Source organism: Parabacteroides sp. AF17-28 (assembly GCF_003479205.1).
Classification (GTDB): Bacteria; Bacteroidota; Bacteroidia; order Bacteroidales; family Tannerellaceae; genus Parabacteroides; species Parabacteroides acidifaciens.
This window is the reverse complement of the sequence record NZ_QUGV01000013.1, coordinates 49,903-61,955: the sequence shown is the minus strand read 5'-3', so window position 1 is coordinate 61,955 and position 12,053 is coordinate 49,903. Positions and strand designations below refer to the sequence as shown.

Here is a 12,053-nt window from a genome sequence, read left to right as displayed (position 1 = left end):
ACGACATAACAATATTATGGAAAGTAAGAAATTTTTATTGCAGGAGAAAGATATTCCTACTGCTTGGTACAACATTGTAGCAGATATGAAGAATAAACCGCTTCCTCCGTTAAACCCTAAAACAAAGGAACCACTGAATCCGGAAGACCTCTATCCACTGTTTGCCAAAGAATTGGTTCATCAGGAAGTAAACCAGACAGACCCTTGGATTGAAATCCCGGAAGAAGTGCGCGAGATGTATAAAATCTGGCGTCCGACTCCGCTGGTTCGTGCTTACGGACTGGAAAAGGCATTGGATACGCCGGCCCATATCTATTTTAAAAACGAAAGTGTCAGCCCGGTCGGTTCACACAAGTTGAACTCAGCCATCCCGCAGGCCTACTTCTGTAAAAAGGAAGGTGTGACGAATATCACAACTGAAACAGGTGCCGGACAATGGGGAGCATCTATGGCTATGGCAGCCAAACATTTCGGCTTGGAATTAGCGGTTTATATGGTTAAGGTAAGCTACAATCAAAAACCTTACCGCCGCTCCATGATGCAGACATTCGGAGCCGAAGTGGTCGCATCACCGAGTATGAGTACACGCGCCGGACGCGACATCATTACCAAACATCCGAACTATCAGGGAAGTCTGGGTACAGCTATCTCCGAAGCAGTCGAACTGGCTATGCAGACACCAAACTGTAAATATGTATTGGGCAGCGTACTGAACCACGTAATGCTCCACCAGACGGTTATCGGTCTGGAAGCAGAGAAGCAGATGGAAATGGCAGGGGAATATCCGGATGTTGTCATCGCTTGCTTCGGTGGCGGTTCAAACTTCTCCGGTATTGCATTCCCGTTCCTGCGCCATAAACTGACACAGGGTAAAGATATCCGCATCGTTGCAGCAGAACCGGCATCTTGCCCGAAACTGACACGCGGACAATTCCAGTACGATTTCGGTGACGAAGCCGGCTATACTCCGCTCCTTCCGATGTTCACGTTGGGACACAATTTCGCTCCGGCCAATATCCATGCAGGAGGTCTGCGCTATCACGGTGCAGGTTCTATCGTCAGCCAACTGAAAAAAGACGGGTTAATGGATGCAGTCGATATCCAGCAATTGGAAACATTCCAGGCTGCCACCCTGTTTGCACAGAGCGAAGGCATTATCCCGGCTCCCGAATCATCACACGCTATTGCTGCAGCCATCCGCGAAGCCGAACAAGCCAAACTCGAAGGTAAACCGCGTACGATCCTGTTCAACCTCTCCGGTCACGGACTGATCGATATGGCCGCTTACGACCAATATCTGGCAGGTGACCTGACAAACTACGAGGTTACAGATGCAGATGTAGAAAAGAATCTTTCGGAGATAGAGAAGATCATCAAATAAGGACTATAAGTAGTGATCATTTTCGCGAGGTCGCGAAAATGATCACTTGTCTTGAAAATCAATAACGCCGACCATTTTCGTGACCTCACGAAAATGGTCGGCGTTATTAGTTAGAAATACATTATACCTTCGGTAGTTTAGGCGTATTTTTCTCCATTAACTTTTCATCCTTAGCAACTTTACGCTCCAGTTTCTTTATATCTTCCGCAACAGGCAACTCTTCCGGTTTAATACCTCTTGCCCCCAACATTTCCCGCACACTCAAATTATTTTGAACATGTTCCTTCGTTATAGATGGTTCGCCATATAAATCTTTACTTGCCACATTGTAATTCGTCATTTCCGTCGCCAAGTTTTTCGCAGCAATAGTAAGTGTCGGTAAGAAGTCTGCCAAAGGTCGGCTGGCCTTCACGCCAAGCTTCAATTTCATATCTTCCGTTGTAAATCCGCCAAACAAGGCAGTATCTCCTTTCGAACGAATCTGGGCAAATCCTTTATCATCGACTCCACGCTCATAAATATTCTGAGATAATTGCTTTTCAGCTGCCCGCAATTTATCCCTTGTCTCCAAACGAGACAACAAATTCAAGCGTTCTTCTATCAATTCAGCTTTACGAGTTTGGATCGCAAAATAACTTTGTGCAAAAGCTATTTCTTCTTTCTTTGGGTCTCCATTTTGGGCCACCAAGTAACAAGCATAACGGGTCAACATAAAATCTTGCACTTCACGTTTTGCTCCACTTCCCAATCGGACCATTTTCGTGACCTCACGAAAATGGTCATCCGCATTGATATCTTGAGCTTTACATGAATCAACAGCTCGAAGAATGGCTACCTCAAAATTTTCCCATCTTGCATATCCCAGAATAGATTGCAACTCGCGGGCAAACCAGATTTCAATCTGCTCGCTATTATCTTCATTATTTACAGAATGGGTAATGCCATTAAAAGAGGTCAACAATTGTTGTATTCTTACTTTGTCCATAGCTATGGTTATTTAAATGTTTCGAACAAAGATACAGATAATAAGTAGCAAACAAATATATTTCCGGCTAAATATGAAAATGGCGCTAATAACAGGGACTCACGTCTTTTGTTATTCGCGCCATTTACGATGTGTCTATGAAATATTCTAACTTAGGTATTATGAAAAAATATCATTATAACTTGTTGCCGGGGCAACAAGATTTTGGACATTTAAGCTAAAATCCTTTTTTTTCTGATTCCACATGCCATATGTGGTATTGATCTCCCCTGTTTCTACATTATATGTATAAATTGTCTGATAATAGGGGACCCATGTTTCCTTACTCTCGTTCCAGCGATATGCCGTTTTCTCTGACACCTTGCCGTTTTCGTTATAAGAAAACTCATATTTAAATTCCTTACTCAAAAGTCCATTATCATTTAAGAAAATGACTTTTGAAATAACTTTACCATTCTCTTCCTTCGTATCATACATGTACTCTCTGGGAGAGGCTGCGCTCATTGCAAGATTACACAAAAACATAACTGCAAGAACAAGAATGCTTTTACTTAAAATTGAAGCTTTCATATATTTATTACTTTAAGATTACTTTCAAATTGCGGTGCAAAGGTAGAGAGCAAACCGGAATCAAACAAGAATTTACTTACATATTGTCAGTAAATATAGCTTATTTAACAATATTCAACCTTTTATCCGCTTTCCAATCACAAATCAACTTACATATTGTAAGAAAAGAACGAATTTCCTTTCTTAAATCAGGATTCATCTTCCTTAAATTCGAGGATATCCGCCGGTTGGCAATCAAGCTCCTTACAGATTGCTTCAAGAGTAGAAAAGCGTATAGCTTTGGCTTTACCCGTCTTTAAAATCGAAAGATTTGCCGGAGTTATGCCGATACGATCAGCCAAATCGCCCAAAGCAATCTTCCGTTTTGCCATCATCACATCCAAATTCACTATTATAGCCATATCTTACTCCTTTGATTCTTCATTAGTTACGATACTATCTATTTCACCATCCGTCTTTTCCGAGATTTGCCAAGCCGGGGCCTTCAAGCTTCGGTTCAAGAAATAGATACAGACAGCAGACACTATTACACTTAGAGAGAGAAGCCCGGCAAAAGGCATTACGCCTGTCATTTCATACACAGAATGTTTATCCGGGTAATAAATTACAAGCAAAGCCAAGAGAGCAGTCACAATCATATTTGAAAGAACACATAACCCCAAACTACCGGACCGGTAATAAAGGTATCCCCAAAGCAATCCGAACAAGAAAAAAGAGATATTATGTCCCGGGTGAATAACACCGAATATCAAGGCTGAAATTAAAATCGCATATTTAGGCGCCAAGTCTTTTTTCTCGAGCAACGAGCTAAGTATGGCTCCCCTATGCAACAACTCTTCAGTGACCGGACTAACTAAGATAAGGACACAAAGTCCAAATGGATTCAGACTGATATCCCTCAAGATATTCAAATGCTTATCCAGGTCTTTATAGCCCAGGAAATTGCCCAAGCCATCCAGTCCGCTCGCAAAATAGAAAAACACGATATTCAGTATAACTGTCAGCAGGATTACTTTCATTGAACAGAATGACCAGGTCAAAGAGTCGAAATGAACATACTTCTTCGACAGTATATACCAGATAAAAAACAAACAGCCCAAAAGCAACCCCGATATAGCCATATAGGTTATAGCAAGAGATTCCTCCATAAAAAAGAAGAAAGGAATACCCAAGAGAATCCCAAGAAATACAAACCCGATCTGAGCAAGCAGTAGTTTTACAATTCTGTCCATATCACTTACTCCTTTGATTCTTCGTCAGTTGACTCTACAGAGGCTGTTTCCTCCGCCAATACAGGATCTTTCCAAAAGGGAAGTTCCCGCATTCGATTCAGATAATATGAACCTCCAATCAGCAAAAGCGCACCCACTAACAGGAACCATCCTTCCGGCGCAACACCTGACATCTCCCCAAGACTCTGAGCATCCGGATAACAGATTGTAAGTGCAGTGCTGATTCCATTCAACATCACATGGATAATCATACAAATCAGCAGGCTACCGGTTTTGTAATAAATACGGCCTAACGCCATCCCCAAGAGAAAAGCATAAAGTATCTGAGCCGGGTTCATATGGATAATGCCAAATATTAATGCAGAAGTCAAAACCGCATTTCGCCAGGATAGCTTTTTCAGCAAGAACCCCAATATCGCTCCACGAAATAACAATTCCTCTGCAACCGGCCCTAATACAACGATGCCTAAAACGCCCAAGGGATTAAAGCTCAAGTCCATAAACTGGTCTTCCATCACATTTGGCAAATCAACCTGCTCGTTCAACCAAGTAGCAAGGAAATAAGCACCCAGTCCATAGGCAACCATCCATGACAGCGCAGAAACCGACCGGATCGACCAAGTGTACTCGTTTATACGTATATAGTCCTTCTTAAACAGATACCAGATCATCATCAAAGAAGCCAAGATCAGCGCAAACGCCAGCATATAGGTTTTATCCAGGAAAAACATCACCGGTAAAGCCAGCAATCCTCCAAGAAATTGAAATCCTACATAAATCAGCACTAACTTAATAATCGTTTTCATATTTCTTCCTCCTAAACCGTTAATTCCTGTTCTTCTTTCAATTTAACTCCCAAAGCAAATATTTCGGCAAAAAGGCCGAACAAAAGTGCAATAAAGAATGTCCGGAATTTGAATGCGAAATCAGCTATCGAATAACCCGGAAAAGCAATTCCACTCTGCTTCAGCAAGAAATAATGATCGACTCCGGAAAACAAATTCTCCAAAACACCCACCAGAACCAGTGCCAGACAAATAACACGAAGCCTCCGGATGTTCGGACGTATAAATATTTGCTGCAACTGTACATCACGGATAAAATAAGCAAAAGACAACAAAGCCCAAACTCCTAAACCCAAGATAACCGGAGTCCCGATAAAACCCATAAGTGCAGAAACAAGCTGATAGGTGTCAGATGTCTTATGCGCCACGGTAACAGCACTCAACTGATAAGGATACTTATCACCGGACGATAGTTGTAATGTATCCGGAAAGATATTACCAGCCAACGGCTTCAGGTCCAGATTCACTCGATGTATCTCCTCACCATCTTTCTGCTCAATCACATCATGTGAAGCCTCCGACCATCCTTCCGCAAATTCCAGAAAACCATTGCCGATAGACAAAATATAGCAGACACCTAACAGGATGCAAAACAACCGAATACTATTTTTCATTTCACATCTCCTTTAAATTGTCAACTCCTGTTCCTCCTTCATCTTCAGGCCGATTGCGAAAATACGGCCTACCAACAAAGCGATCAATCCCATAATCAGCGTCATTGACTGGAAGTCACACCAGAAATTATGCTCATAGCCTTCCAGTTCGAAAAGGCGGGCGGCAGCCCAATAGTTCATCAACATATAAGCCTGTGTCAGCACAAAGGAGATCAGCAGGTTGCGGCCGATGCAGTTCAAGCGGCGTACATTCACCCAGTCGAATATCACTTCATGGTTAATCGCATTGATCAGTTTATAGAACTGGGTGATTGCTTTCACGATAAAGAACAGGCCGATCAAGACAAGGAAACTACCGAACTGTGTAAACCCAGTATCTTTGGTTTTTGCCCAAACCAACGTTTTGATATGCGAAGCCGGATACCACTCCTGATCCTTCTGATTAAAGACCTTATCAGAAGTGGCAGCCAAAGACTTCGGCCATAAATTAAGAGCCAGCGGACTCATTATTTCCGTCGTGATATTTGTTGCTCCTTGCTTGTGAGCCTCTTCCACTTGCGACATTCCAACCTTGAAACCATCCACAAAAGCGTTGCCCATCGAGTAGATGGTCGGCACTAAAGACAGCCCGACAAAGAAAAATATCAATACACAGATCAGATTTAATTGCTTTTTCATAACCTATAGCCTTTTTATTAGAAAAGGGTGTGCCAAAAGTCCCTCGTTCCCGCGCTTGACGCGGGATCACATCAGAACGAACCGTACGATGAAGCCTGTTCCTTTGCGGCCCCGCGTCAAGCGCGGGGACAAGGAGGACGCATCCCCTATGTTTTATTATAAACCTTTTATATCAAACGGCATACGGGCAATAACACCGGATTCCGTTTTTGCTCTCTGGATAGTGGAGTAGAGATTGAATTGTTCTTCGCCCATAACAGACTTAACCATCGAAACCTTTACTTCGTCCATCTTCTTCTCCATAAACTTAGTGAAGAAATCTTTCGGGCCGTCGGCAACCGTTACGGAATAATCAGTCAGTTCAGCTAAAGAAGCAGCTTCTTTAATAGCATCATCCATACCGCCTAACTTATCGACCAGACCTCTTTCCAAAGCCTGTTCGCCTGTCCAGACACGGCCTTGTCCGATTGAATCGATCTCTGCCTTTGTCATACCGCGGCCATCGGCGCAACGAGTCAGGAACAGATCATATGTTTGTTCAACACCACGCTGGATCAATGCTTTTTCATCTTCACGCATCGGACGGGTGAAATCGCCCAGGTCGGCATATGTATTGGTTTTCACGATATCGGTTGTAACACCCAGCTTGTCAAATGTTCCGGTAAAGTTGCGGACTACGCCGAACACGCCTATTGAACCGGTCAGTGTCGTACGTTCGGCAATGATCTTGTTTGCAGCACAAGAAATATAATATCCGCCGGAAGCAGCATAATTGCTCATCGAAACAACGATCGGCTTCTTTGCTTTCAGCTCAACAACCTCTTTCCATATCTGTTCGGAGATATACGCGCTACCGCCCGGAGAATTTACGCGAAATACAACAGCTTTCACATCATCGTCATCTTTCAGCTTACGCAATTTCTTTGCCATTTCTTCGGAAATAACCTGTTCGTTTGCACCGAAAGGAGAAGAAGAATCTTCGTCCCTGATTTCACCTTCGGCATAGAGGATTGCAATCTTATTCTTACTGTCTTTTTCTTTGACTTTGATTGAAGCGACTTTATCAACACCGGCTGTCTTCAGCTTGCCTTTCACGTCCTGTCCGGCCATTTCCTTTACTGCATTTTCCACTTCATAGCGGTAGCAAAGTTTGTCGGCCAACTTATAATCTACGGCATTCGTTGCCTGTCCCGTTGCTAAACCTTCATTCAGGTAACGGTTCAATTCGTCGGAAGAGATATTGCGGCTCTTTTCAATTGCAGATGTCATATTTCCCCAAACACTGCCCAGAAGAGAAGTAAGCTGTTCGCGGTTAGCGTCGCTGAACTTCTTTAGAAAATAAGGTTCCACTGCACTTTTATAAGTTCCAACCTTAAAGATATAATGCTCAACTCCGATCTTTTCGGCAAGGCCAGTATAGAAAATACCTTGTGAAGCAAGCCCGACAAGCGAAACACTTCCCTGCGGATTCAAGAATATAGAGTCTGCTACGCTACACAGATAGTAGGAGCCTTGTGTATAAAAGTCGCCATAAGAAACGATAAACTTACCGCTACTCTTGAAGTCTTCCAGTTCGCGGCGGATTGCCTCAACTCCGGCAAAACCGGAAGAAAGGGAACCGGCTTCCAGATAGATACCTTTGATATTATCATTCGCTTTTGCACGACGGATCGCTTTGATCACATCCGGCACAGCCAACTGGCCACTGCTCTCGCCCATCAGTTCGGAAAAAGGATTCTTAACCGACTGCTCTACCAAAATACCGTTCAAAGAAAGTTTGAACACCGTGTTCTTACTCGGTTTGTATTCAGTAGAACCACCAGAGCTGGCTGCTACTCCGATGAAAAAGAAAATGGAACCCATCGTTACGATTCCCAGCGCAATCAGCACGCCCAGCGTGGATGCAAATACTGTTTTGAAGAACTGTTTCATAATGTTTTATCTGTTTGTAGTTTGTTTCTCAAATAATATTTATCGTTATTCGATATGCAAAAGAATATATTATTTCCGAGACTACCAAACTTTTTTATCGTTTTTCGATAAAAATATTACGAAACACATAAAATATATATTGAAAAACTCACGTCAGACCCTTCCAGCGTACTCATCCACCGTATAATTGAGGAACTGGTTGAACGGGTGCAACAATTTGAAATCGGCAACCGCTTTATCCATCCAGTCGGAGGCGAAGAAGAATTCGTCCGGTTTGTAAGAGACGACACTAAAATCTTTATGCCGAAGGATTTCATCGTATTTGAAATCGGAAGGATAGCCGGCAGGCATACGCTTCAGGACTTCGCCTTCCATCACCGGATATACTTTCTTGAAAGCCGGCTTCTCCATGATCGCCACAAAATCCTCTATATTCTCATAAATATCCTTGCGAAGCGCCTTCAACAAAGCCGGCGGCGGACACCAGACACCGCCCGAAAGCAGGCAGCCACCCGGTTCGAGATGGATATAATAGCCCGCCCGTTCACTACCGCGGCCACCGCAAGAGGCAATATAGGCCGCAAAATGCGTTTTGTAAGGAGTCTTATTCGGAGAGAAGCGGATATCCCGGTAAATACGGAACAGGCAATCTTTCGCCTCCAACCCGGCAACCTCCGGATCGAACAGGGCAATCCGGTTGATCAATTGTTGGACTTCGTCGATAAAGCCTTTGCGAAGAGCATCATAACGATCCTTATTTGCCTGGAACCATTCACGGTTATTGTTCTGACGCAGTTCCGTCAGGAATTGTATTATTTCTGCATTCATACCTTTATATATTATATCGTTAAAACATAAATCCTAAATTCATATAAAACTGCAAGCTCGAGTTGCGGTTAGACATCCCGAACGTCGCACTCAGCGGTCCGGCTATGCTGTTATAGGCATATCCCAAGCTGCCTCCCCAAAGGCTTTTTCCTTGCAGTAAATGGAAAAAGTCACCGTTATGGATGCCATAGTCACCGGTCAAAGTGATATAATTATTCCCGGCAATACGTTGCCGCAACTGTAAACGAGCGACGACAACCGAATTGTCCAATATCTCCATATGGCTAATGCCTGCAAAAGGCAACTGCTGCGGCAAATAGCGTCCAAACGTCTCACCGCCTACCGCATTCAAAAACGGATAAGCCGTGTTTCCGCCGATCAGGACACGGCCGTAAAGCGCCGGCAAAAGACTCAGACGCGAACTGATGGGGCAAACCGTCATAAACTTCAACCCGATAGCCGAGAAAGGAGAACTGCCGTTATACCCCACAAAGTTATCCGTATAGAGTGAATAATCCGCCTCTAAGGACACGCCCTTGTTCGGGAAATAACGCCGGTCGAACGTCTCGAGGTGTGCCGTAGCAAAATAACTCAGGAAGCTCTCCGGGCGCACATCATACTGCTCGCTGTTTCCCGTATAAAGGAATGAGTTATAATTGAAATACTCATACCGGAGCCCGGCTTGAATCTTGAAGCTCAACCAGTTCATATCCGAATAGGCGAACTCGGCCAGATGGTGCGTATAGGTCGTGTTGAACCGCTTATCCCCCTTTTCATAAATATCCAGATTGTTATAGCTGAATTTGTAGGACAGGTTGAAGTTGCGGAGCGGGGAACGCTCAATCGAATAGTCCAGCCTGGCCGAAGAAATCTTGCTCCCCACACGCCCGGTAAAGGCAAACCGCGAATGATTCCGCTTGCCTTGATGATAAGTAGCGTTGAGCAGTACCCCGATAATCTCTTCCGTGTCGAAGCGTACTCCCAAGTTGACCGAGCTTTCCGATTTCGGCTGCAATGTCAGGACAAGATCCTGTTGGTCCTCGCCTGTCAGCTTATAATTCACATACGCATAAGCATTTGTACCGACCAATACGGACATAGCCTTCCGAAGCTCTTTCAACGTGATACGGCTGTTCTCTTTCAAAGCACAGATGCGGTGCAACCAACCGATATCCCGCGGATCAGCGCCATCAAAACGGATATGACGGATATTGAACGTATCGGCAGGGAGGACCGGGCGGTGTTTCTGCCGGGAGGCCAAAATGGGAGGCGTATAATCATCCGGAAGGCCGATCTTCTGTTTCAAGGCGATGATCTCGTCCCAACGGCGGCGGGCATCCATCTCTCCCCGCCGCATCATCGTGTCGAGGGCGGCTGTTGTAAAGCTGGCCGAGCGATACGGCTCCATATCCGGCCGGAAAAGCAAGTCCGTCCGGTCACGATTACGGGCATATTTGTCATAGCCATGCAAAGCGATGATCTGTGTCACGATATCGCCGGGCGAATGCAAACGGTCGAAGGTACGCAGATCGCTGGTTGCCAGGTCTACGCCAATAATGATATCGGCCCCCATCGCAAGCGCGACATCCACCGGATAGTTGTTATTCAATCCTCCGTCGACAAGCACCATACTATCCAGCCGTACCGGGGTAAAGACCGCCGGAATCGCCATACTGGCACGCATGGCAAGCGGAAGGCTGCCTCCGTGAAACACATAGTCTTTGCCGCTGACCATATCTACGGCCACACAGGCAAAAGGTATCTGGAAGGTATTGAAATCAACCGAGTCATGGTAACCCATCGTCAGGTCGGAAAACAGGTTTTGCAAGTTTTGTCCCTTTACCACACCATCGATCACACGGTCTTTCTTTTCACGTCCGAAAGGCAGGGAAAGGATATATCGTTCAGCTTTCTCCTTTTCGGGAAAAAACAGGTGGCTGCGCTTCACCTTATCGCTAAGCAGCATCGGCCAGTCCTGCGACTCCACCATCTCTTTAATCTCATCCGGGCTATATCCGATCGCGTATAGTCCGCCGACAATCGCTCCCATACTGGTCCCAGTCACAATATCAACCGGTATGCCCGCTTCCTCCAGAACTTTCAACACCCCGATATGCGCCACACCTTTTGCCCCGCCACCGCCCAACACGACAGCAACCTTCTTGCGCTCCCCCGCCATCGCAGGCCACACAAGCAGAAACATAAGCAAAAGAGACAGGAATTTCTTCATCATTGCAAATCTTGAAGCAATCTTATTTACTTTTTTCTATTTCTTTCAATATAACATCATATCCTACCGGCTTATGAGTTTCAGGAAACCGTCCTCGCCCTTGCAACTGTGCAATCGCCTGATTTATAAGTTCCAATTGCACTCTTGTGTCATCATTTATATCATTATAATCAGTAAATACATCTTCTATATATTCCTTCAATTCTTTCATCTCATTCTGTAGCCTTTTAATATCATTATCCGGGGACATAACCATCGTGCGACGGATGGCAACAAAAGCACGCATAATGGAGATATTCACCTCTATAGCTACATCACTGTTCAAGACACCCGATAGCATAGCTAAACCTTGTTCTGTAAACGCAAATGGGAGTTTACGGGTTCCACCTCTATTTGATGTCGCAAATTGCGACATCAAACTTTCAAACTCTCCTTTAGTCAGTTGAAACATAAAATCAGAGGGGAAACGTTTGATATTTCTTTTGACAGCTTCATTCAATCGCCTTGTTTCCACCTGATAAAGCTCTGCCAGATCTCTATCAATCATGACTTTCTGCCCCCTAATATCATATATTCTATTCTGTATAATAGCTAATTCCATAGTCATATTTATATTTTACAAACATACTCATCATTTCGTTAGTACACAAGTAGCAGGAGTACTAAAAGATGAATTTGCATAAACTATCTCTTCCCAAAGGAGAAACTAACCCAAAGCTCCCCATCCACTAATTCATGGACAGGCTTTGTAGGGGCAG

12 protein-coding genes are annotated in these 12,053 nt (G+C 44.4%); 1 reads left to right on the top strand and 11 read right to left on the bottom strand.

From position 1 onward, the window contains the following. Positions 1-16: 16 nt before the first annotated feature. A complete protein-coding gene (locus DWW90_RS11200; RefSeq protein ID WP_122332138.1) occupies positions 17-1,381 on the top strand; it encodes a TrpB-like pyridoxal phosphate-dependent enzyme in 1,365 nt (454 codons plus the stop codon). Positions 1,382-1,502: 121 nt separating this feature from the next. On the opposite strand, the gene dinD is transcribed toward DWW90_RS11200, so the two are convergent. From dinD to DWW90_RS11145, 11 genes are all read right to left on the bottom strand, one after another. Continuing rightward, positions 1,503-2,366, bottom strand: coding sequence for a DNA damage-inducible protein D (gene dinD, locus DWW90_RS11195; RefSeq protein WP_122345029.1), 864 nt, complete (start codon positions 2,364-2,366; stop codon positions 1,503-1,505). A 159-nt stretch (positions 2,367-2,525) separates the two neighbouring features. Next, entirely contained in the window at positions 2,526-2,936 is a 411-nt protein-coding gene (locus DWW90_RS11190) for a DUF3836 domain-containing protein (RefSeq protein ID WP_115498894.1), read from the bottom strand. Between the two features lie 188 nt (positions 2,937-3,124). Further along, a complete protein-coding gene (locus DWW90_RS11185) occupies positions 3,125-3,337 on the bottom strand; it encodes a helix-turn-helix transcriptional regulator (protein WP_115498893.1) in 213 nt (70 codons plus the stop codon). 3 nt (positions 3,338-3,340) lie between these two features. After that, positions 3,341-4,168: a CPBP family intramembrane glutamic endopeptidase gene (locus DWW90_RS11180; RefSeq protein ID WP_122345028.1), complete on the bottom strand. Its 828-nt coding sequence runs from the start codon at positions 4,166-4,168 to the stop codon at positions 3,341-3,343. A gap of 5 nt (positions 4,169-4,173) precedes the next feature. Then, on the bottom strand, positions 4,174-4,974 hold the full coding sequence (locus tag DWW90_RS11175) for a CPBP family intramembrane glutamic endopeptidase (RefSeq protein ID WP_122345027.1): 801 nt from the start codon (positions 4,972-4,974) through the stop codon (positions 4,174-4,176). An 11-nt stretch (positions 4,975-4,985) separates the two neighbouring features. Further along, the gene (locus tag DWW90_RS11170) at positions 4,986-5,627 is read right to left on the bottom strand and encodes a DUF2975 domain-containing protein (protein WP_122345026.1); all 642 of its coding nucleotides are present in this window, start codon (positions 5,625-5,627) and stop codon (positions 4,986-4,988) included. A gap of 12 nt (positions 5,628-5,639) precedes the next feature. Beyond that, complete coding sequence (locus DWW90_RS11165; protein WP_115498889.1) at positions 5,640-6,305, bottom strand: DUF2975 domain-containing protein; 666 nt, start codon at positions 6,303-6,305, stop codon at positions 5,640-5,642. A 156-nt stretch (positions 6,306-6,461) separates the two neighbouring features. Then, positions 6,462-8,237, bottom strand: a complete 1,776-nt coding sequence (gene sppA / locus DWW90_RS11160; protein ID WP_122345025.1) for a signal peptide peptidase SppA — start codon at positions 8,235-8,237, stop codon at positions 6,462-6,464. Positions 8,238-8,390: 153 nt separating this feature from the next. Further along, on the bottom strand, positions 8,391-9,065 hold the full coding sequence (locus DWW90_RS11155; protein ID WP_115498887.1) for a DUF2461 domain-containing protein: 675 nt from the start codon (positions 9,063-9,065) through the stop codon (positions 8,391-8,393). A 19-nt stretch (positions 9,066-9,084) separates the two neighbouring features. Further along, the gene (locus DWW90_RS11150; protein WP_199662192.1) at positions 9,085-11,295 is read right to left on the bottom strand and encodes a patatin-like phospholipase family protein; all 2,211 of its coding nucleotides are present in this window, start codon (positions 11,293-11,295) and stop codon (positions 9,085-9,087) included. Between the two features lie 22 nt (positions 11,296-11,317). After that, on the bottom strand, positions 11,318-11,896 hold the full coding sequence (locus DWW90_RS11145; RefSeq protein ID WP_122345069.1) for an ORF6N domain-containing protein: 579 nt from the start codon (positions 11,894-11,896) through the stop codon (positions 11,318-11,320). Positions 11,897-12,053 lie beyond the last annotated feature (157 nt).